Origin of the sequence: Pseudomonas saponiphila (assembly GCF_900105185.1) — a bacterium.
GTDB classification, from domain to species: Bacteria; Pseudomonadota; Gammaproteobacteria; order Pseudomonadales; family Pseudomonadaceae; genus Aquipseudomonas; species Aquipseudomonas saponiphila.
On the sequence record NZ_FNTJ01000001.1, the window covers coordinates 3,543,252 to 3,564,504 of the forward strand.

At 65.7% G+C, this 21,253-nt stretch carries 19 protein-coding genes and 2 pseudogenes; 6 read left to right on the forward strand and 15 right to left on the reverse strand.

What is annotated here, in order from left to right:
- Positions 1–60 precede the first annotated feature (60 nt).
- The 3 genes and pseudogenes from BLV47_RS16360 to BLV47_RS16370 form a co-directional block, all read right to left on the reverse strand.
- A pseudogene (locus BLV47_RS16360) lies at positions 61–474 on the reverse strand (SulP family inorganic anion transporter); the annotation flags it as partial.
- Entirely contained in the window at positions 464–1,081 is a 618-nt protein-coding gene (locus tag BLV47_RS16365) for a ParB-like protein (protein ID WP_092315281.1), read from the reverse strand. The gene BLV47_RS16365 and the pseudogene BLV47_RS16360, both read right to left, overlap by 11 nt.
- A 170-nt stretch (positions 1,082–1,251) precedes the next feature.
- On the reverse strand, positions 1,252–2,541 hold the full coding sequence (locus BLV47_RS16370) for a serine/threonine transporter (protein ID WP_092315283.1): 1,290 nt from the start codon (positions 2,539–2,541) through the stop codon (positions 1,252–1,254).
- A 491-nt stretch (positions 2,542–3,032) separates the two neighbouring features.
- On the opposite strand from BLV47_RS16370, the gene BLV47_RS16375 reads away from it, so the two are divergent.
- The 5 genes from BLV47_RS16375 (at position 3,033) to BLV47_RS16395 (ending at position 8,200) form a co-directional block, all read left to right on the forward strand.
- The gene (locus tag BLV47_RS16375) at positions 3,033–3,572 is read left to right on the forward strand and encodes a cysteine hydrolase family protein (RefSeq protein WP_092315285.1); all 540 of its coding nucleotides are present in this window, start codon (positions 3,033–3,035) and stop codon (positions 3,570–3,572) included.
- A gap of 189 nt (positions 3,573–3,761) precedes the next feature.
- Positions 3,762–4,712, forward strand: coding sequence for a 2-hydroxyacid dehydrogenase (locus BLV47_RS16380; protein WP_092315287.1), 951 nt, complete (start codon positions 3,762–3,764; stop codon positions 4,710–4,712).
- A gap of 278 nt (positions 4,713–4,990) precedes the next feature.
- A complete protein-coding gene (locus BLV47_RS16385) occupies positions 4,991–6,058 on the forward strand; it encodes a phosphotransferase family protein (RefSeq protein ID WP_092315289.1) in 1,068 nt (355 codons plus the stop codon).
- A 39-nt stretch (positions 6,059–6,097) separates the two neighbouring features.
- Positions 6,098–6,865: an SDR family oxidoreductase gene (locus BLV47_RS16390; protein ID WP_092315291.1), complete on the forward strand. Its 768-nt coding sequence runs from the start codon at positions 6,098–6,100 to the stop codon at positions 6,863–6,865.
- Between the two features lie 228 nt (positions 6,866–7,093).
- Positions 7,094–8,200, forward strand: coding sequence for a Gfo/Idh/MocA family protein (locus BLV47_RS16395; protein ID WP_092315293.1), 1,107 nt, complete (start codon positions 7,094–7,096; stop codon positions 8,198–8,200).
- Positions 8,201–8,256: 56 nt separating this feature from the next.
- On the opposite strand, the gene BLV47_RS16400 is transcribed toward BLV47_RS16395, so the two are convergent.
- The 11 genes from BLV47_RS16400 to BLV47_RS16450 all read right to left on the reverse strand — a co-directional run bounded on the left by BLV47_RS16400 (position 8,257) and on the right by BLV47_RS16450 (position 19,680).
- Positions 8,257–9,693: an FAD/NAD(P)-binding protein gene (locus tag BLV47_RS16400; RefSeq protein ID WP_092315295.1), complete on the reverse strand. Its 1,437-nt coding sequence runs from the start codon at positions 9,691–9,693 to the stop codon at positions 8,257–8,259.
- A gap of 13 nt (positions 9,694–9,706) precedes the next feature.
- Positions 9,707–10,474: an ABC transporter ATP-binding protein gene (locus BLV47_RS16405; protein ID WP_092315297.1), complete on the reverse strand. Its 768-nt coding sequence runs from the start codon at positions 10,472–10,474 to the stop codon at positions 9,707–9,709.
- 3 nt (positions 10,475–10,477) lie between these two features.
- On the reverse strand, positions 10,478–11,812 hold the full coding sequence (locus BLV47_RS16410) for an ABC transporter substrate-binding protein (RefSeq protein WP_092315299.1): 1,335 nt from the start codon (positions 11,810–11,812) through the stop codon (positions 10,478–10,480).
- Positions 11,813–11,839: 27 nt separating this feature from the next.
- Complete coding sequence (locus BLV47_RS16415; protein ID WP_092317272.1) at positions 11,840–12,889, reverse strand: branched-chain amino acid ABC transporter permease; 1,050 nt, start codon at positions 12,887–12,889, stop codon at positions 11,840–11,842.
- 4 nt (positions 12,890–12,893) lie between these two features.
- Positions 12,894–13,775 carry a branched-chain amino acid ABC transporter permease gene (locus BLV47_RS16420; protein ID WP_092315301.1) on the reverse strand — a complete coding sequence of 294 codons (882 nt, stop codon included), beginning with the start codon at positions 13,773–13,775 and terminating at the stop codon, positions 12,894–12,896.
- On the reverse strand, positions 13,772–14,551 hold the full coding sequence (locus BLV47_RS16425) for an ABC transporter ATP-binding protein (RefSeq protein ID WP_092315303.1): 780 nt from the start codon (positions 14,549–14,551) through the stop codon (positions 13,772–13,774). Before BLV47_RS16425 ends, BLV47_RS16420 begins: the two co-directional genes overlap by 4 nt.
- On the reverse strand, positions 14,548–15,537 hold the full coding sequence (locus BLV47_RS16430) for an AMP-binding protein (RefSeq protein ID WP_092315305.1): 990 nt from the start codon (positions 15,535–15,537) through the stop codon (positions 14,548–14,550). The genes BLV47_RS16425 and BLV47_RS16430 overlap by 4 nt, the downstream gene beginning before the upstream one ends.
- Before the next feature lie 301 nt (positions 15,538–15,838).
- Positions 15,839–17,236 (reverse strand): LLM class flavin-dependent oxidoreductase, encoded by a 1,398-nt coding sequence (locus BLV47_RS16435; protein ID WP_092315307.1) that lies wholly within the window; start codon positions 17,234–17,236, stop codon positions 15,839–15,841.
- Positions 17,236–17,700, reverse strand: a complete 465-nt coding sequence (locus tag BLV47_RS16440) for an acyl-CoA dehydrogenase (RefSeq protein WP_092315309.1) — start codon at positions 17,698–17,700, stop codon at positions 17,236–17,238. Before BLV47_RS16440 ends, BLV47_RS16435 begins: the two co-directional genes overlap by 1 nt.
- 12 nt (positions 17,701–17,712) lie before the next feature.
- The gene (locus BLV47_RS16445; protein ID WP_092315311.1) at positions 17,713–18,915 is read right to left on the reverse strand and encodes an SfnB family sulfur acquisition oxidoreductase; all 1,203 of its coding nucleotides are present in this window, start codon (positions 18,913–18,915) and stop codon (positions 17,713–17,715) included.
- Between the two features lie 201 nt (positions 18,916–19,116).
- Positions 19,117–19,680 carry a helix-turn-helix domain-containing protein gene (locus BLV47_RS16450; protein ID WP_092315313.1) on the reverse strand — a complete coding sequence of 188 codons (564 nt, stop codon included), beginning with the start codon at positions 19,678–19,680 and terminating at the stop codon, positions 19,117–19,119.
- On the opposite strand from BLV47_RS16450, the pseudogene BLV47_RS16455 reads away from it, so the two are divergent.
- Positions 19,675–20,701 (forward strand): annotated as a pseudogene (locus BLV47_RS16455) (DMT family transporter). The gene BLV47_RS16450 and the pseudogene BLV47_RS16455 sit on opposite strands and share 6 nt — an antisense overlap.
- A gap of 146 nt (positions 20,702–20,847) precedes the next feature.
- Here the strand turns inward: BLV47_RS16455 and BLV47_RS16460 are convergent.
- The gene (locus BLV47_RS16460; RefSeq protein WP_092315317.1) at positions 20,848–21,189 is read right to left on the reverse strand and encodes a hypothetical protein; all 342 of its coding nucleotides are present in this window, start codon (positions 21,187–21,189) and stop codon (positions 20,848–20,850) included.
- Positions 21,190–21,253: the final 64 nt, after the last annotated feature.

Genomic DNA, 21,253 nt, shown 5'->3' on the forward strand with positions numbered 1-21,253 from the left:
TTGCTACCGAAATGAGCGGTCACGCGTTAGCGAAATGACCGGTCACGATCAACCGAAACGGCCGGTCACGGTGCTCCGAAATCCGCACTTGGCAATGAACGCGGTGACGCCGCCCAGGCGAAACAGCCCCGCCAGAATGAAGAACGCCCCGGTCAGCAGCACCAGGGCGAACCCCAGGCTCAGGCGCAGTTGCGCGTCGCCATCGGACAGCGACAGGGTCGCCGCCGCCAGCACCGCCGCCGATGACGAGGTGGCCGAGACGATGGCAAAGCGGCTGGTGCCGAACAGGCCGTAGCACAACAACCCGGCGAACAGGGCAATGACCCCGGCCTGGGGCGGCAAGGCGGCGATGCTGGAATAGGCCACCGCCTCGGGCAGCAACAGCCCGGCGATGGACAGGCCGGCCAGCAGGTCACGACTGCGCCGGGGCGCGGTTACCGGGGTGGCAGCGAACTGCCCTTGATCAGTCGACAATCTGGCCCACCCATCCTGGCAAGTAACGTGCGTCCTGGCTGCGCGCCAGCTTCATGGCCCGGGCCTGGACCTTGGCCCCCAACTTGCCCAGCGCCTGCTTTTCGATGCGCCGGCGGAAAAAGTCCGCCCAGAGAAATTCGCTGAACGGCGTGGTGTCCTTGGCAAAACCGCCGGCGCGGCGCAACAGCCCGGCCAGGCTGCGATAGGGATCATCCTGCAGGTCGAGGATGCGCGGGGGAATCCGCTCGAACGAACGCCGCACGCCCTGCGCGTCGTAAGGATGGGCCCATTGGTTGAACGCCATCACCTCCCAGAAGCTGTCTGCGTCGACAAAGGACAGGTCCTTGAGCACCAGCAGCGACACCTCATTCACCTGTTCCTGCAGCAGGGCCATGCCGAAGTGATGATGGTCGACGATGTAGTAGCGCTGCCGAGGGCCCAGCACACAGGGAAACCAGTGATCCTCCAGGGCTGCCGCCCGCGCCTTGCGCTTGAGCTGCTGCCACATCCGGCGCTTGGCATCGACTTCGGCCAGGCCCACGGTGAGTTGGGTCGGGTGCAGCGTATCCAGGCGGGCACGGATCAACTGCGGGTGAGCACGGGCCATGCAATGACTCCAGACAGGAACAAAATCATCAGCTTAGACCTTTATTCGCCGCCGCAAACGATCCCGGTCAATGCCTTGAACGACAACGCCGCCGGCACTGTGAAGCGCCGGCGGCGTTGTCTGTGGGAACTGGCCTGGTAGCGCGGGCGCCCGCCAGGGCGCCGCACCACTCAAGAAGCCAGCGAGTACACCAGGGCGGTAATCGCCACCAGGCCCACCAGGGTCACGAACACGTTGGACGCCTGGCCGCGATAGCGGGCCATGGCCGGCACCTTGCGGATGGCATACATCGGCATCAGGAACAGGATCGCCGCGATGACCGGGCCACCCAGGGTTTCGATCATCCCCAGGATGCTCGGATTGAGGGTGGCTACCGCCCAGCAGATCACCAGCATGAAGGCCGCGGTGACCCGATCCAGGGTTTTCGCCGCCGGCCGCCGGCCGCTCTTGATGATCAAGCCCTTGAGACCTTCGCTGGCCCCAATGTAGTGACCGAGGAACGACTTGGCAATGGCCACGAAGGCAATCAACGGCGCGGCGAAGGCGATGGTCGGATTGTTGAAGTGGTTGGCCAGGTAGGACAGGATCGACAGGTTCTGCGCCTTGGCTTCCGCCAGCTGCGCCGGGCTCAGGGTCAGCACGCAACTGAAGACGAAGAACAGCACCATGCCCACCATCAGCAGGTGGGCGCGGGACAGGATCTGCGAGCTGCGCTCTTCGGCGTGCACGCCATAACGACGCTTCTGGTCCACGGCAAAGGCCGAGATGATCGGCGAATGGTTGAACGAGAAGACCATCACCGGGATCGCCAGCCACAGGGTATGCAGGAAGGCCGAAGGTGCTGGCACGTCACTGGCGGTGGCGAGGATGCCGCCACTCCAGTGCGGAATCAGGAACACCGCGAGGAACGCCAGGGCGACGATGAACGGATAGACCATCAGGCTCATGGCCTTGACGATCACCTGCTCGCCGCAACGCACCACCACCAGCAGGCCGAAGATCAGCACCAGGGCCAGGATCGCCCGCGGTGGCGGCGCGATGTGCAACTGGTTGGTCATGAAACTGCCGACGGTATTGGTCAGGGCCACGCTGTAGATCAGCAGGATCGGGAAGATGGCAAAGAAGTACAGCAAGGTGATCAGGGCACCGGCCTTGATTCCGAAATGCTCCTCGACCACTTCGGTGATGTCCGCGCCGTCACGCCCGGAAAGCACGAAGCGGGTCAGGCCGCGGTGGGCGTAGAAGGTCATGGGGAAGGCCAGCAACGCCAGGATCAGCAGCGGCCAGAAGCCGCCGATGCCGGCATTGATGGGCAGAAACAGGGTACCGGCACCGATGGCCGTACCAAACAAGCCGAGCATCCAGGTGGTGTCTTGGCGGTTCCAGCTAGTCAGCGTTGCCGGGGCTGCTGGGGCTGCCGTTTCAAAGCGTTGATCAACGCTGTTGGCCTGATCATTCATCCGGTGGGATCTCCACATTCCGGTCGTTTGCCATCCGCCCGGGCGTGTCGGAGTACCCGACAGGCAGTGCCCGAGCGAAACAGAGGGGGCGCGATTGTCCGGGATTCCACGGGCGCTGCATAGACTCAGCTGAGGAACGGTTTGTGCGCTGCAGATATTTTTTTGTTTGATCGCCAAGCGTCTGGCCCGGCCCTCTCAGAGCCTGCCCCGCGGCCAGCGAGGGCGTCCGCCAGGGCGATGCACATCCGATGCTGCCCGTTCGCCAGCAAGCCAGCACCTGAGGGTTGCGTTGACAGGGCTCACGACCAGACGGCATGATCGGACCCCATGAATATCTACGCGCTCAACCCTACCTCCACCACCACGACTGCCTTCGGCGGGTCGTGTGGTGGCTGTGCGGGATGATGCAAGCACAGTAAAACCAAGGCCCCGCCAGCAATGGACGGGGCCTTTTGTTTCTCCGTCCACCTGGCACTACAAGGAGAGACAAGATGCCTTTATCCAACGCCAAGCGTGCCCTGCTGGTCATCGACATGCAGGTCGGCCTGTTCAACGGACCGGACAAGCCCTACAAACGTGCGCAGGTCCTGGAAAATATCAATCAACTGATCCGCCGCGCCCGCCAGGCCGGAGCGCCGATCTTCGCCGTGCGCCACACCGGGCCGGCCGAATCGCCGATTGCCGCCGGCAGCCCGTTCTGGCAATTGCTGCCCAACCTGGAAGTGGATGAAGAGCTGGACTCTGTGCTGGACAAGACCCGCCCCAGCTGCTTTGTCGGCACCGGGCTGGTCGAGCGCCTGCAGGAGGCCCAGGTCAAGGAACTGGTGATCGTCGGCATGAAGACCCAGTACTGTGTCGATGCCACTTGCCGCGCCGCCGGCGACCTGGGTTTTGCCGCGCTGCTGGTGGAAGACGCCCACACCTGCATGGACACTCCCGCGCTGGGGGCGAAGAAGATCATCGCCCACCACAACGCCACCCTGAACGGCCCCTTCGTGCGCCTGGTCAAGACCCCTGACGTGACCTTCTGATTCAAGCAGGCTGCACCACTGCCCCGGGGACGCCAACCCACGCGTTACGCCCCGGGACCAGTGCCGGCCAGGATTGCCAAAAACCCCGCAAACCCCCACCCTTGAGCCCTCGCCCCGGTCTTGGCACAGGCGCTCGAAGCTGTGCCATGCCCTCCCTGCGCTGCTGAGCTATTCCCGAGGAGCCCCTTGATGCGTGCCACCGTCCTGGTCCTGGTTGAAAACGTCAACGCCTACCTGCCACTGCTCGAACAACAGGGCTTTCAGCTGATCCTGGCGCCCACCCCCGCCGAACGGGCCCGGGCCATCCGCGAACACGCCGAGCAGATCGACGCGGTACTGACCCGCGGCCCCCTAGGCCTGACCGGCGCGGAAATCGCCGCCCTGCCGAGGTTGCAGATCATCTGCGTGATCGGCGCCGGCTATGAAGAGGTCGACCTGCAAGCGGCAAGCAATCGGGGCATCGCGGTCACCAACGGCGCCGGGGTCAACGCGCCGTCCGTGGCCGATCATGCCCTGGCCCTGCTGCTGTCCCTGGTGCGCGGCATTCCCCAATCCGATGCGGCGATACGCCAGGGGCAATGGCCAAAAGTCCTGCGCCCGTCCCTGGCCGGCATGCGCCTGGGGATTCTGGGTCTCGGCGCCGTGGGCCAGGCCATCGCCCGACGCTGCGCCCAGGGGTTCGACATGCCGGTCAGTTATCACAGCCGCCAGCCGCGCGCGGACCAGCCCTATCGCTTCTATCCGAGCCTGGTGGAACTGGCCCGGGACTCGGACGCCCTGGTGATCGCCACTCCGGGCGGCGCCGACACCCGGCACCTGGTGGACCGCGAGGTACTGCAAGCCCTGGGCGCCGAAGGTTTCCTGGTGAACATCGCCCGGGCCAGCGTGGTGGATACCCACGCCCTGCTGCAGGCCTTGCAGCAACGACGAATAGCCGGCGCGGCCCTGGATGTGTTCGACGACGAACCCCAGGTCCCCGATGCCTTCAAGGTGCTCGACAATGTCGTCCTCACGCCCCATGTCGCCGGCCTGTCGCCCCAGGCCAGCCGCGACACCGTGGAGATGGTCGGCAAGAACCTGCTGGCCCACTTCGCCGGCCAGCCGCTGCTGACGCCCCTGAGCCTGCCGGCACCGAACTGACACCGCTCCCAGCAGCACCTATGCTCCCCGCTGGCATGCGTGGCAGCTGGCTTGCCAGCGAACACTTTAGATCCGCCCGCCTCGACTGCTCTTGCCCCGGCAAGCCGGCTCCCGCGGGACTGAGGGCCGGGCGATGAAGTTTCAAACGCCTGTATCAAAAGCATTGATTGTCCAGCAACACCCGCACCTATAAAGGCCCGCTGTGATTGTGAGGGGCCGGTATGCGCATTAGATTAGTCAATAATCTCTGGCCTCCAGAATAAGCAGAAGGGATAAGCATGGCGCTTACAGACCAGTCCACCCGTACTCGCTCCGGCGAGGAAATCGACGCCAATCTGATCGACCCGTACCTCAAGGCGCACATTCCAGGCCTCACCGGCACGCCGCAGATCAGCCAGTTCCCGGGCGGAGCCTCAAACCTCACCTACCTGCTGGAATACCCTGGGCAGGAATTCGTTCTGCGACGCCCGCCGTTTGGCCACAAGGCCAAGTCAGCCCACGACATGGGCCGCGAGTTCCGCATACTCAACCAGCTCAGGGAAGGTTTTCCTTACTGCCCCAAGGCCTATGTGCATTGCACCGACGAGTCGGTGATCGGCGCCGAGTTCTATGTCATGGAACGGGTCAAGGGCATCATCCTGCGCTCCGACCTGCCGCCGGAGCTGGGCCTTGACGCCAAGCAGACCGAAGCCTTGTGCAAGAGCTTCATCGACCGTCTGGTCGAGCTGCACCGGGTCGACTACAACGCCTGCGGCCTCGGCGACCTGGGCCGCCCCGAAGGCTATGTGCAGCGTCAGATCAAGGGCTGGAGCGACCGCTACGAAAAGGCCCTGACCCCGGACGCGCCGCACTGGGAGACGGTCAAGGCCTGGCTCAACGAGAAGATGCCCGCCGACCACCCGACCTCGAGCATCGTCCATAACGACTACCGCTTCGACAACGTGATCCTCGACCCCGAGAACCCGATGCGGATCATCGGCGTGCTGGACTGGGAGCTGACCACACTGGGCGACCCGCTGATGGACCTGGGCAACAGCCTGGCGTACTGGATCGAAGCCGCCGACCCAGCGCCGGTGCAACTGATGCGCCGCCAGCCGAGCAACGCCCCGGGCATGCTCACCCGCCAGCAGTTCGTCGACTACTACGCCGAGCGCTCGGGAATCGAGATCGGCAATTTCGACTTCTACTACACCTACGGCCTGTTCCGCCTAGCCGGCATCGTGCAGCAGATCTACTACCGCTTCTACCACGGCCAGACCCAGGACAAACGCTTCGCGCAGTTCATTCACATGAACAAGCTGCTGGAGCAGATGAGCCTGCAGGTCATCGATAAATCCAGCCTCTGACCGCGCCCCGGCGCTCGACAACCAAAACAAGGAAAAACCATGTCCAAAACTCAGTTGTTCGACCTCGACGGCAAGATCGCTTTCGTTTCCGGCGCCAGCCGCGGCATTGGTGAGGCGATTGCCAGGCTGCTGGCCCAGCAAGGCGCCCACGTGATCGTATCGAGCCGCAAGCTCGACGGCTGCCAGCACGTGGCCGACGCGATCATCGCCGCAGGCGGCAAGGCCACGGCGATTGCCTGCCACATCGGCGAAATGGAACAGATCAGCCAAGTCTTCGCCGGGATTCGCGAACAGTTCGGGCGCCTCGACATCCTGGTCAACAATGCCGCCACCAACCCGCAGTTCTGTAACGTCCTGGATACCGACCTCGGAGCCTTCCAGAAGACCGTCGACGTGAACATCCGCGGCTATTTCTTCATGTCGGTGGAAGCCGGCAAGCTGATGCGCGAGAACGGTGGCGGCAGCATCATCAACGTGGCCTCGATCAACGGCGTATCGCCGGGGATCTTCCAGGGCATCTACTCGGTGACCAAGGCCGCAGTGATCAACATGACCAAGGTCTTCGCCAAGGAATGCGCGCAGTTCGGCATCCGCTGCAACGCCTTGCTGCCAGGCCTGACCGACACCAAGTTCGCCTCGGCGCTGGTGAAGAATGACGCCATCCTCAAGACCGCCCTGGCGCAGATCCCCCTCAAGCGCGTGGCCGACCCCAGCGAAATGGCTGGCGCGGTGCTCTACCTGGCCAGCGACGCCTCCAGCTACACCACCGGCGTGGCGCTGAACGTGGACGGCGGCTTCCTCTCCTGAGGCCCGCTTGCACCACAGAAAAGGCAGCCCCCGGGCTGCCTTTTTCATTTCCCGTAGGAGCTGGCTTGCCTGCGGACAGGAGCTTGAACCAGCACAACCCTCACGGCCCTTTCGCCGGCAAGCCGGCTCCTACGGCGTCCGTCAAAATTTTAATTCCAGCAATTGCAATTAAAGAATATTTATTCCATAACTAGCGCTCCCTAGAACAATAATTCTGCAGGAGCGGTTATGCACGAACTTGGCATTGGCTTGATCGGCACCGGCTTCATGGGCCGGGCCCACGCCCTGGCGTTTCGCAGCGTCGGCGCGGTGTTCGAACTGCCGGTGCGCCTGCACCTGGCCGCCCTGGCCGATGCCGATGCACAGCGCGCCGAGCATTGCGCCGGTGCCTGGGGCTTTGCCCGGGCCCACGGCGACTGGCAAGAGCTGATCGCCGATCCCCGGGTCAATCTGGTGGCCATCACCACCCCCAACCACCTGCACTTCCCCATGGCCATGGCGGCGTTGACCGCGGGCAAGGCGGTGTACTGCGAAAAACCCCTGGCGGTCAGCGTCGAGCAGGCCCGGCAGATGCACCAGGCAGCCCAGGCCGCGGGGGTGGTGACCCGGGTCGGCTACAACTACCAGCACAACCCGATGATCGTTCTCGCCCGGCAACTGATCGACCAGGGTGAGCTCGGGCAACTGGTGAGCTTCCAGGGCGAGTTCAGCGAAGACTTCATGGCCGACCCGGATTCGCCCTGGTCCTGGCGTTGCGACCCGCAGCACGCCGGCGGCGCCCTGGCGGACCTGGGCAGCCACCTGCTGGCCATGGCGCGCTTTCTCATGGGGCCGGTGCAGGCGGTGTGCGCCGACACCCAGACCGTGCACCTGCAACGCCCTGCCCAAGGCGGCAGCCAGCAACGCCGTGCCATAGAGGTCGACGACCAGGCCCACGCCCTGCTGCGCTTTGCCAATGGCGCCCGGGGCAGCATGAGCAGCAGCTGGATCAAGCACGGCTACAAGAACCACCTGAGCTTCGAGATCAGCGGCACCCTGGGCACCCTGGCGTTCGACCAGGAACGGCTCAACGAACTGCGCCTGTACCGGGTCGGGCACAAAGGCTTCCAACGCCTGCTGGCCGGGCCCGACCTGCCCGGCTACGCCGCCTTCAGCCCGGCGCCGGGGCACCAGCTGGGCTACAACGAGCTCAAGACCCTGGAGGTTCACGAACTGATCCTGGCCCTGTGCGGCCAGGGGCGGGACGGTACGGATTTTGGCGAAGCCTGGGAAGTGGAGCGTCTGGCGGCAGCGATCCGCACCTCCGCCGCCGAACAACGCTGGATAACATTGTAGGAGCCGGCTTGCCGGCGAAGGCGATCTGGCGGCCCCCTTCGCTGGCAAGCCAGCTCCTACGGTTGATGGTCGACGAGGCGCGCGGCCAGGGCCTTGGCTTGCTGGGCGACGTCGGTGACCGCGGTGCTTTCCCACCACAGGCCACGCAACGGCGGGCCCATGGCGAACAGGCACGCGGATGCCTGGCCTTGGGCGTTGTGCACGGCGCCGTCGGCCGTGGCGCTGATGCCCAGGGCCAGCGGACCAGGGGTCACCAGGCCGCGAGCCAGCAGTTGCTGGGGCAAGGGCCGCGCCACCCGGCGCCAGTCGTATTCGATGCCGCTGGAGTTGATCAGGGCATCACCCGCCATCAGCACGCTGTCCCGACTGCCGCGATAACGCAGGCGGATCGCCAGCCGGCCCTCCTCATCCGTCTCTAGGCCCTGATAGCAAGCGGCATGCACCCGCAACCGGCCTTGCTCTTGCAGGCGCGCCACCAGCTCCGCACTCAAGGGCGGCGAGCGATGGTGATGGCTTTCCCACCAGGGGCGCACATGACGCACGAACTGGCGTTTCTGCGCCTCGCTGGCCTGGCTCCACAAGCGCCCGATATGGGCCCGCACCGTGTCCAGCGGCGCCTGCCAGTCGACACCCTGAGCCTGGGCCGCGCGGCACTGGCGCCGCAGTGCCCGGAGCAATTGCCGGGGGCTGCGAAGGCTCGGGTCGGCGGCGAGAAAATCCTCCCAGGCCGGCGGCTGGCGACGCACGTGCGGCAGCAGCCCATGCCGGGAAAACACCTCGATCGGCCCGCGATGGCCGGCCTGATCCAGGGACACCACGGCGTCCACCATGGTCAGCCCGGAGCCGATGATCAGCACCCTGGCCTGGGGATCGAGGCGGGCCATGGCGGCCACGTCCCAAGGGTCCAGCGCGGCGGCGTTAAGCCCACTGGAGCGGGTCTGTGGCGTGCGCGCCGCCGGGAACATGCCGGTGGCCAGCACCGCCACCGCGCCACGCAGTCGCCGGCCATCGGCCAGGGTCAGCAACGCGCCATCGGCGTCGGTTTCCAGGTCCACCGCTTCGCCCCGCACATGGGTCAGCGAGGAGCCCTGCGCCCTGCCCTGCGCTTGCGCCTGCGCCAGCCGTTGCTGGACGTAGACACCAAACAGCCCGCGCGGCGGGAACAGTTCGCTGATCGGCACGTGCTGGCGATCCGACTCGGGCCAGCCGCCCTCGGCGATATGCCGGGTCAACCATTGGGTCAGGTCGTCGGCGTTGTCCGGATCGACGCTCATGCGCGCGGCGTTGCCGTTCAGGGTGTGCCCCAGCTCCACGGCGCTGTAGGCCTCGCCACGCCCGAGCTCGCTGCGCGGCTCGACTACCAGGACCCGCCGCGAGCCCGGCAGGCGCAGCAATTGGGCCGCCAGCAAGGCACCGCTGAGGCCGCCGCCGACAATCAGAATTTCAGCATCACGGGTGGCAGGGTCTGCCTGTCCGCTAGGGATCGGGTTCATGGAGTGCTCACGGTCAGTGTTTGCCCAGGTAGAAGTCCTGCAGATCGCCCCGGGCCAGCAGTTGCTCGGCGGGGCCGGACAGGGCCACGCGGCCGGTGTCCAGCAGGTAGGCATGGGAAGCGTATTTGAGCGCCAGATTAATGCTTTGCTCGGCGATCAGAAAGCTCACTCCCGCCTCGCGATTAAGCTGGGCGACGATCTGAAAAATCTCCTGGACGATAATAGGCGCCAAGCCCATGGACGGTTCGTCGAGCAGTACCAAAGTAGGACGAGTCATCAGCGCCCGGCCGATGGCCAGCATCTGCTGCTCGCCACCGGAGGTCAGCCCGGCCCGCACCCGGCGCTTGGTCAGCAGGCGCGGGAACCAGCTGTAGATGCGCTCCAGATCCTGTTCCAGCTGGCGCCGCCCGAGGCCGCGGACAAAGCCGCCGGCGCGCAGGTTGTCCTCCACCGTCAATTGCGCAAATACATGCCGCCCCTCCAGCACATGGACCATGCCCTGGCGCACCCGCTGGCTGGGGTCGACGCCGGCCAGGTCCTGCCCGGCGAAGGCAATGCTGCCTCGGCCAAGCTGCGCCCGTTCGGCCCGCACCAGCCCGGAAATGGCCTTGAGGGTGGTGCTCTTGCCCGCACCGTTGGCCCCCAGCAAGGCAACGATGGCGCCTTGCGGCACGCAGAGGGAGACCCCGGCCAACGCCAGGATCGAGCCGTCGTAGATCACCTCGATATCCCGCACCTGCAGCAGGGTTTCGGCCACCGGGGCCGAGGCGCTGTGGCTCATGGCTCACTCATCCCCATTGCAGGTGCGCGGCACCAGGTGTTTTTCCTTGGCGAAGGCCGCCGCCTTTTCGTCGATCAACGGCCGCAGCAGGGCCCGGTCGGCGGCGATCCAGTCGCTGATCAGGGTCCAGTTGGCGCCATCCCACTGCTGCACCCGCGCCGCGCCACCGCCTTCATGATCGCGGCAGGACAGCTTGAGGTTCTGCATCAGTCCCAGGTAGCCCATGTCCTTGAGCCGCGCATCGTCGATATTCAAGTGCTCCAGGCCCCAGCGCCCTTCCTCGCCATTGAGCGGGCGCTTGCCGAACTTGCCCTGGGCGGTACGGATCGCCTCCACCGCCACCGCGGCGTTCACCAGGCCGGAGTTGTAGTACACGCTGCCGAAGTTCTTCAGGTCCTTGAGGTCGCTCTTGCCGGTATCGAGGATGTACTGCTTGAGGCGCTTGTGGATTTCGAAGTCGCTGCCCGCCGGGTACGGCGTCAGTGCGAGGTAGCCCTTGGCGGCGGCGCCGGCCGGCAACACGTCTTCACTGGAGCTGGCCCAGATGTCGCCGATGATGTGATCCACCGGGAAGCCGAAGCGCGCGGCGGTCTTCACTGCCACCGGGGTCGACACGCCCCAGGTGCGCAGGAACACCCAGTCCGGGTTCTGCTGGCGGATCTGCCGCCATTGCGCCGATTGCTCGTTGCCCGGGTCGGCCACCGGGATCTGGATGTTCTCGAAGCCGTATTTCTCCGCCAGCAGCTTCAGCGGCCCGAGGGTTTCCCGGCCATAGGCCGAGTCGTGATAGAGCGTGGCGATCTTCTTGCCCTTGAGCTTGTCGAACCCGCCCTCGCGCTGGGCAATGTAGTTCACCAGGGTCGAGGCCTCGCTGTAGAAGGTCAGCATCACCGGGAAGTTGTAGGGGAACACCGTGCCATCGGTGGCTTCGGTACGGCCGTAGCCGAGGGTGATCAGCGGGATCTTGTCGACCTCCGCGCGCTCGCTCAAGGCATAGGCCGCCGGCGCCCCGTTGGGCTGGTAGACCGCCACCGGCGCGCCATCCAGGCCTTTCTTGAAGCGCTCGTAGCATTCGATGCCCTTCTCCGCGGTCCATTCAGTCTCGCATTCCTGCCACACCAGCTTGACCCCGTTGATCCCGCCTTCCACCTGATTGATGTAGTTCAGGTAGTCGATCATCCCGGCCCACACCTGCACGCCGCTGGAGGCATAGGCACCGACCCGGTAGGTGGCCAGGGGGAAGAACTGCTGGTCCGGCGCGGCCTGGGTCACCGGGGTAATGGCCGCCGCCAGCAGCAACGCCGCGCCGGCCATGGAAGCTTTCAGGGATGCACGCATGTTGTCTCTCTCGTTCTTGAGTTGAATTCAGAAGCGCAGCGGCCAATGCCCCAGGCGCTCGCGCAGGTTGCTCAGCAGGCGGATCAGGCCCTCGGGCTCCTTGATCAGGAACAGGATGATCAGCACACCGAAAATGATTTTCTGCAGGTTCTGCAGTTGCCCGGCATCCACCGCGCCGCCCAGCAGCCACTGGCCGGCGTGGCTGAGGAAGATCGGCAGCAGGCTGATGAAGGCCGCGCCGACGAAGTTGCCGGCCACGCTGCCCATGCCACCGATAATGATGATGAAGAGGATCTGGAACGAACGATTGATATCGAAGCTGCTGGCGCTGGCGGTGCCCAGGTAGGCAAAGGCCCACAGCGCCCCGGCGATGCCCAGGTAGAACGAGCTGACGGCGAAGGCCTGGCGCTTGTAGCGGGCCACCGGGATACCGATCACCGCGGCCGCGGTATCCATGTCGCGGATCGCCATCCAGTTGCGACCCACCTGGCTGCGTACCAGGTTCTGCGCCACCCAGGTCAACAGCAGCACGGTCACCAGGGTCAGCAGGTAGCGCCCGGACGGGGTATTGAGGTCGTGGCCCCACAGGCTCAACTGCGGCGCCGAAATGGTGCCCGAGGAGCCGTAGTTGTAGAACCAGGGAAACTTGACGAACAGCCACTCCAGGAAGAACTGCGCCGCCAGGGTGCTGACCATCAGGTAGAAGCCCTTGATCCGCGAGCTGGGCAGGCCGAACAGCCAGCCCACCAGGGCGCTGATCAGGCCGCCGCCCAGCAGCGCCAGGGGCAGGCCAAGTTCCGGCAGGCGCAGCAGGAAGCCGTAGGTGGCGAAGGCCCCGACCGCCATGAAGCCGGCGGCGCCCACCGAGGTCTGGCCGGCATAACCGGTCAGCAGGTTGAGCCCGAGCCCGGCCAGGGACAGCACCAGGAACGGAATCAGGATCGCGTTGAGCCAATAGTCGTTGCCGACCACCGGCACCACGCCGAAGGCCAGCAGCAACAGGCCGATCAACCCCCAGGGCAGGCGCCGCTGGACCAGCAGCAACGGCGCGCTGGGCTGTGTCAGAAGAATGGACATCAATTCACACTCGCTCGATGGCCCGCTCGCCGAACAGGCCGGCGGGACGGATGTAGAGGAAGGCCAGGGCCAGGACATAGGCGAACCAGGGGCTGATGCCGCCGCCGATCAGCGGGCCCAGGTAGACCTCCGCCAGGTTCTCCGCAGCGCCGACGATCAGGCCGCCGGCAATCGCCCCGCCGATGGAGGTGAAGCCGCCGATGATCAGCACCGGCAGCGCCTTGAGCACCACCAGCGACAAGGAGAACTGCACCCCTTGGCGCGCGCCCCAGAGCAGCCCGGCCACCAGCCCCACCGCCCCAGCCACGGCCCAGACGATCTGCCAGATGCGGTTGAGGTTGATGCCGATGGACAGCGCCGCCGTGGTGTCGTCAGCCACCGCCCGCAGGGAGATGCCGATGCGGGTCTTGTTGAACAGCAGCGCCAGGACCACCACCAGCACCAGGGCGGTGGCCGCGGCGATCAGGTCGAACTGGCTGAGCATCAGCGGCCCGAGAAACAGCGGCACATCGTCGATGCCCAGGTCCAGGGCCCGCACCTGGGAGCCCATCAGCCCCTGGGCCAGGCCCTCGATGATGAACGACAGGCCCAGGGTGGCCATGAATAGGGTGATCTGCGAACGGTTGACCAACGGCCGCAGCACCAGGCGCTCGATCAGCCAGGCAGCGATGACCATCACCAGCACCGTCAGCAACAGCGCCAAAGCGAAGGGCACGCCCTGCTCGTGCAGGCTGACGAAAGTCAGGGCGGCGAACAGCAGCATCGCGCCCTGGGCGAAATTGAACACGCCGCTGGCCTTGTAGATCAGCACGAAGCCGATGGCCACCAGGGAATACAGGGTGCCGGCGAGCAGGCCGCCGAGCAGGGTTTCGAAGAAGAACGTCATGCGTGCACGGCTCCCAGGTAAGCGGCGATCACCTCGGGATCGGCCTGGACCTCGGCCGGTGTGCCATCGCCCACCTTGCGCCCGTAGTCCAGGACCACCAGGTGGTCGCACAGCTCCATGACCACCCCCATGTCGTGCTCGATCAACACCACGGTGGTGCCCAGGTCACGATTGATGTCGGCGATGAAGCCGGCCATTTCCTGCTTTTCCTCGGCGTTCATTCCCGCCAGGGGTTCGTCCAGCAACAGCAGGCTGGGCCCGGCAATCAGCGCCCGGCCCAGCTCCACGCGTTTTTGCAGGCCGTAGGACAGGTTGCCCACCGGGACATCGCGCAGCGCCTGCAAATCGAGAAACTGCAGGATGCCCTGGGCCAGCTGGCGGAAGGTCGCGGCCTCGCGCCGGGCCCGGGGCAAGCCCAGGGCCTGCTCGATCAGGTAGGTGCGCGCATGCCGCGACAGGCCAGTGAGCAGGTTGTCGATCACGCTCATCTTCTTGAACAGCGCATTGTTCTGGAACGTCCGGCCAATGCCACGGCGAGCGGCGCTCAGCGGGTCGATGCGCGAATAGCTCTGGCGCTCGAAGACAATCGCCCCGCTGTCGAAGCGATAGACCCCGTTGAGCAGGTTGAGCAACGAGCTCTTGCCGGCGCCGTTGGGTCCGATCAGCCCGCAGATTTCGCCACGGCGCACGTCGAACGACAGCTGGTTGATGGCCTTGACTCCCTTGAACGACAGGGACACGGCGCGCACTTGCAGGATGGGTTCGCTGGGGCTCATGCAATGTTCCGTTTGAATTCGGCGATCCAGGCCGGGGTTGAGGGTTGGGCGGTGGACGGCGCCGGCTGCCAGATGAACTGCAGGCGGGCAAAGCCCAGCAACCGGCGCACCCGCTGCTTGAGCAGCCGGGGCAAGGCCCGGTGAGGATGGGCAATGGCCCACTCGCACAGGCGCCGGCGCCAACTGCCGGGAGGCGCCAGGCGGCTTTCGATTTCATCCGCCAGCTGTTGCAGGCGCGGCGGCGACAGCAGCAGGCCGCTGGGGGCCACGTCGCGGCGGTCGCGACTGGCGGATGCGCTGGTTTCGGGGAAGGCCAGGCTGTGGCCGCTGTTCAGCCAGTGCTCCAGCAGCACCTGCAAGCCCGCCGTCCATTGCGTGCCCTCTTCGCTCCACAGCTGCTCGGTAGTGGCCGGATGACGCCAATGGAGCTGACGCTGGGGCGTTTCGCTGGGACCCAGCAGGTCGGCGAAGGCCAGCAGCGGCTGGCGCGCCCCGGCGGGCAAGCGCGGCAAGGCTTGCCCGGCGATCAGCAGACGCGGGGCCGGGCCCTGTTCCCCGGCGGCCACCCAGGCCAGGACCTGGCGCCGCGAGTGGACGAAGGCATGGCTCGGCTGCAGGCGCCAGAGCGTCTGGCGCAGGGCCTCGGGCGCCAGCTCCGGGTCGAGGCTGAACACCTCGGCGCCCAGGCTCCGGGCAGCCAGGGCCAGCAGCAACAGGTCCGGCTCGAACGGCCCGCTCAGGGCCAGCCGGGACTGCCGGTCAAGGCCTTGCTGACGCAAGCCGTCGGCCAGGCGCTCGACATCGCGCAGGGCATCGATCCAGCGCCAGGCATACCAGTGCCCGTGGCGCTTGTGGCGCAGGGCATTGTCCAACGGCCGGGCCTGGGCCCAGTGCCGCAGCTGTTCCAGGGCCGCGGAGCCTTGCAGGCGGGCCTCGGTGGGCAGCGCCTCGGTGCTGGGCGCGGGTTTGAGTTCGTGCACGCTCATGGGTGACCTCTATGGCTTGGCCATGCGTGCGGTGGTCCGCTGGCTGGACATTGACGGGCTTTTAGTGGCCCTTTCGCTGGCAAGCCAGCTCCTACGGGTGGATCGGCTTCTGTGCAGGTGCCGATCTGCCGGACTCTTCGCTGGCAAGCCAGCTCCTACGGGTGGATCGGCTTCTGTGCAGGTGCCGGTTTGCCGGACTCTTCGCTGGCGAGCCAGCTCCTACGGGCGGATCGGTTTCTGCGCAGGCGCCGGTTTGTCGGACTCTTCGCTGGCGAGCCAGCGCCTACGCGAAGCGTGGGCGTCAGGCGCTGGCGCGTTGCGGCTGAGGCCGGGCACCGAGGTCGCGCCAGGCGCTGCCAGGGTGATTGGCCGGCAGGCGCGGGCCGGCGCCGAAGAGTTTTTCCCGCAGGGTCCCGGGGGCGTACTCGGTCTTGTACACCCCGCGTTTCTGCAGCTCCGGGACCAGCAGTTCAACGGCGTCGATAAAGGTTTCGTGGGTCAGGGCGTAGGCCAGGTTGAAGCCGTCGACATCGGTCTCCTCGACCCACTCCTGGAGCAGGTCGGCCACGGTTTCCGGGCTGCCGACGAACAACGGGCCAAAGCCGCCGATGCCGACCCAGTCGGCCAGTTCATGGGGGGTCCAGACCTTGTTCGGGTCCGCCGTGGAGAAGGCTTCCACCGCCGACTGGATGGCGTTGGTGTGCACGTGCTTGAGGGGCTCGTCGGGCTTGAAGCGGCTGAAGTCGATGCCGGTCCAGCCGGAAATCAGCGCCATGGCGCCCTCATAGCTGACCCAGGATTTGTATTCCTCGAACTTGGCCTTGGCCAGGGCGTCGGTCTCGCCGAGGATCACCGTCTGCAGGTTGAAGATGAGGATCTTCGACGGGTCGCGCCCGGCTTCGGCGGCGCGGCGGCGGATGTCGGCCACGGTCTTTTTCAGCAGCACCTTGGACGGCGCGGCGACGAATACGCATTCAGCATGCTCGGCGGCGAACTGCTTGCCGCGGCTCGACGCCCCGGCCTGGTAGAGCACCGGGGTGCGTTGCGGCGACGGCTCGCACAGGTGGATACCCGGCACCTGGAAGTGTTTGCCGACGTGGCGGATCTCGTGAATCTTGCTCGGGTCGCTGAAGATCCGCCGCTCGCGGTCGCGCAGGATCGCGCCGTCCTCCCAACTGCCCTCCCAGAGCTTGTAGCAGACCTCCAGGTACTCCTCGGCGTAGTCATAGCGGGCGTCGTGTTCGGTCTGCGCCTGCTGCCCGATGTTCTTCGCGCCACTCTCCAGATAGGAGGTGACGATGTTCCAGCCGGCGCGGCCCTTGGTCAGGTGATCGAGGGTGGACAGGCGCCGGGCGAAGGGATACGGATGCTCGAACGACAGCGAGGCGGTGAGGCCGAAGCCCAGGTGCTCGGTGACCAGGGCCATGGGCGGGATCAATTGCAGCGGATCATTGACCGGCACCTGGGCCGCCTGGCGGATCGCCGCCTCGCCATTGCCGTTGTAGACGTCGTAGATGCCCAGCACATCGGCGATGAACAGTCCGTCGAACTTGCCCTTTTCGAGGATCCTGGCCAGGTCGGTCCAGTACTCCAGGTCCTTGTATTGCCAGGAGCGGTCCCGGGGGTGGGCCCAGAGGCCCGGCGACTGGTGGCCGACGCAGTTCATGTCGAAGGCATTGAGGCGGATTTCACGGGACATCAGACAGCACTCCTGAAACCTTGGGGTGGCACGCCGTTGAGGCGGTAGTTGCCGATCAGCTGATATTTCCAGCGCAGCGGGTCGTCCAGGTTCTGCGGCTGCGGGCTGCGCTGGCCAGTGAGTTCGAACTCGGCGTCACTGGCGGCCAGCAACGCCTGGCTGGCGGCAATCGCGGCCTCGGCCAGGGCCACGCTGATCTCCGCCGGTTCCTGGTGCTCCTGCAACTGACGCTGGGCGCGTTCCTGCAGGGCGGCGGCGACTTCGATGTGGATCTGCAGGTCGCCGAAACGGCTGATCACATAGGGATCGTCACTGGCCTTGCTCAGGCCGCTGCCGGACCAGGGCCGCGCCTGCTGGCGGACGAAGTCCAGGGTCTGCTGCAACAGCGCGCGGGCTCGCTGCAGGGTATCGGCGCTGTGCTCCAGGGCCACTTGCGGGGTGTCGGGGCGGGTCAATGCATTCATGGCGCAGTCCTTTCAGTTCCAGGCGTGACGGGGCGGCTTGACGCCGTTGAGCAGGAAGTTGCCGATCAGGTGGTATTTCCAGCGCGCCGGATCGTGCAGGGTGTGGGTGCGGGCGTTGCGCCAGTGGCGGTCGAGGTTGTACTTGGCCGACACCGAACGGGTGCCGGCCAGCTCGAACAGTTTGCTGGCGGCGAGCAAGGCGCTTTGCGCCGACAGCACCTTGGCCTGGGCCACCACCAACGAGGCCTGGGCGACGCTGTCTTCGCTGGGGCTGGCCAGGGCCTGATCGACCGCCTCGGCGGCCTTGGCAAGGATCGCCTCGGTGCCGTGCACCCGCCATTCCAGGTCGCCGATGGCGGCGATGGTGAACGGGTCCTGCCAGCCGTGATCCAGGCCACTGTCGATCCATGGTCGGGACTGCCGGGCATGGTGCTTGGCGTCTTCCAGGGCGGCGACGGCGATGCCGGTGTCCACCGCGGCCTGGATGATCTGTGAGATCGGACCGTCGGCGGTGGGTTGGTCGAAGGCCCGGTGGGCCGGGATCACCGCGCTGCGCGGCACCTGCACCGCCTTGAGACTGACCCCGCCGCTGGCGGTGGTGCGCTGGCCGAAGCCGTCCCAGCTGTCGATTACCGTCAGCCCGGGGCTGTCACGCTCGATAAAGGCAATGTGCGCCTGGTTGTGCTCATCCACCGCCACGGTCGGCACGATATGGGCGAACAAGGCGCCGGTGCAGTAGAACTTTTCGCCATCGATCTGCGCCTGCTCGCCGCTGAAGCGGATCCGAGTCTCAAAGGCTCCAACGTGCTTGCTGCCGGCTTCGGAAAACGCATTGCCGAAGCGGTAGCCCTGCAACACCTTGGCGAAGTAATAGCGCTTCTGCTCTTCGCTGGCGGTCTGCAACAGGATGTCCACCACGCCGAGGTGGTTCTGCGGCAACTGGCCCAGGGATGGGTCGGCGGCGGAGATGATCTTGATCACCTCGGTCAGGGTGACGTAGGACACTCCAGCACCGCCGTACTCCCTGGGGATGGTGATGCCCCACAGGCCACTGGCCGAAAACTCGTCAAGCTCTGCGCGCGGCAGACGCCGTTCGCGGTCGCGCACTGCGGCCTCGACGGCAAAGCGCTGGGCCAGTTCGCGAGCGACGCTGATGGCCTCGGCATCGCTGCGGATCAGGTGGGCATTGGGTGAGGGTTGGGCTGGGGCTGTCATGGGCCGACTCCACGTCCTGAAGATCAAGATGAACACCGCTCGGGGGCTTGTTATCAGGACAATTGCAGGAGTCGTGCCTAAAAATAAAAATGTTTAATTTCAATAAGTTGATGGTGATTCCAGAGAAACGCCATGAATTGAAAACAGGCAAAATGTCCAACCGCTGTTGGCTGGCCAACAGTGGCTGGCAAGCCTGGGCAATCAGTACACCACGTTGCGCACGAAGCGCGTGGCCAGGGGGCCGTCATTGCGATAGCCGTGGGGCACATGACTGGCGAACATGAAGAAATCGCCGCTTTCCAGGCGCCGCTCGGCGTCGGCGAAGAACAGCGTCAGGCAGCCCTCGAAGACATAGATCTGCTCGCTCCAGCCGACGGTGTCGCACTCCGAGTGATAGACCTCGCCAGGCTCCAGCTGCCACTCCCAGAGTTCCACTTCACGATTGGCCTCGGCCTTGGCCAGGAGCAGCGCCTTGCTCCCGGGGATGACCCCGGCCCAGGCCAGCTCGTTGATGCGACTCGGATCACGGGCGTCCGGGGCCTGGATCAGGTCGCTGAACGCCACGTTCAAGGCTTCGGCCACCCGGTCCAGGGTGCCGAGACTGACGTTCTTCTCCCCGGCCTCGATGGCCACCAGCATCCGCCGACTGACGTCGGACTTTTCGGCCAGGGCGCTCTGGCTCAAGCCTGCGGCATGGCGCAGGCGTCGCACGTTAAGGCTGACATGTTGCAGGACCGAAGCCCGTTGGACGTTATCTTTGTGCACTATATTGCTCGCTCTCCGGGCCTGCGCAGTATACTGCCCAGCTTCCGGCGCATTGTGCGTCCCCCCTCAGGTAGCACGCAAGGCCATGACTTCAACGCCCTCCCGCGCAATACGCTTCCCACTCAGCAGGGCCGAAGCGGTGCTGGTGCTGATCACCCTGATCTGGGGCGGCACCTTCCTTCTGGTGCAGCAAGCCATGAGCGTCAGCGGACCGATGTTTTTCGTCGGCCTGCGCTTTGCCGCGGCGGCGTGCATCGTCGCCCTGTTTTCCCTGCGCCATTTGCGTGGCCTGACCTTGTTCGAACTGCGGGCCGGGACCTTCATCGGCACCGCCATCATGCTCGGCTACGGTTTGCAGACCATCGGCCTGCAAAGCATTCCCAGCAGCCAGTCGGCCTTCATCACCGCCCTCTACGTGCCCTTCGTGCCCCTGCTGCAATGGCTGTTCATGGGCAAGCGCCCGGGGTTGCTGCCGAGCATCGGCATCATGCTGGCCTTTACCGGCCTGATGCTGCTGTCCGGCCCCAATGGCGCCTCACTGGACTTCAGCCCCGGCGAAATCGCCACCCTGATCAGCACCGTGGCGATTGCCGCGGAAATCATCCTCATCAGCAGCTTCGCCGGGCGGGTGGATGTGCGCCGGGTGACGGTGGTGCAACTGGCGATCACCGCGCTGCTGGCCTTTACCATGGTGCTACCGACCGGCGAGACGCTACCGGAGTTTTCCTGGCTGCTGCTGGCCAGCGCCCTGGGGCTGGGGGCGGCCAGTGCGGCGATCCAGGTGGCGATGAACTGGGCGCAGAAAAGCGTCTCGCCAACCCGTGCCACCCTGATCTATGCCGGTGAACCGGTATGGGCCGGAATTTTCGGGCGGATCGCCGGGGAACGCCTGCCCGGGCTGGCGCTGCTGGGTGGCGCCTTGATCGTGGCGGCGGTGATTATCAGTGAATGGAAGCCCAAGGGCCGGGCCACGAAAGCCGATCGACCGGCCTTGGCCGACCAGGCAACGGACGGCCTGTAGGAGCTGGCTTGCCGGCGAAGGCGATCTGGCGGGCCCCTTCGCTGGCAAGCCAGCTCCTACGGTTGGCAGGGAGATCGCAGGGACATGTAGGAGCCGGCTTGCCGGCGAAGGCGATCCGGCGGGTTCCCTCGCTGGCAAGCCAGCGCCTAGAGCGCGGGGTCGCCGGGGGCATAGAGCCAGGTCGGGGCGATCAGCGATCCCTGGTGCTTGGGCTCAAGACGCACCGGGTCATGTTCTGGGGTGCCGTGGAAATAGAAATAGGCGTGGTAGAGCGCATGCCCCTCGGCCAGCGCGCGGTCGAAGTACAGCACCGTGCCCGGCGGCAGCTGGTAGCTGTGCGCATCGCCCAGCGGGCCTTCGATGGTCAGCGCCTGGCGGGTCTGGAGCATGTCGGGACGCTCGAGATAATGCTCCAGGCCAATGCCCAGCACCGCGCCGAAAGCGCTGAACAGTAAAGCGAAACATCCGCGTCGAATCATCCGACCCATGCTCGATCCTTGTATGAGGTGCACCGTTATCCATCCTTGCAGCAGATTGACCTGGGCAGGGCAT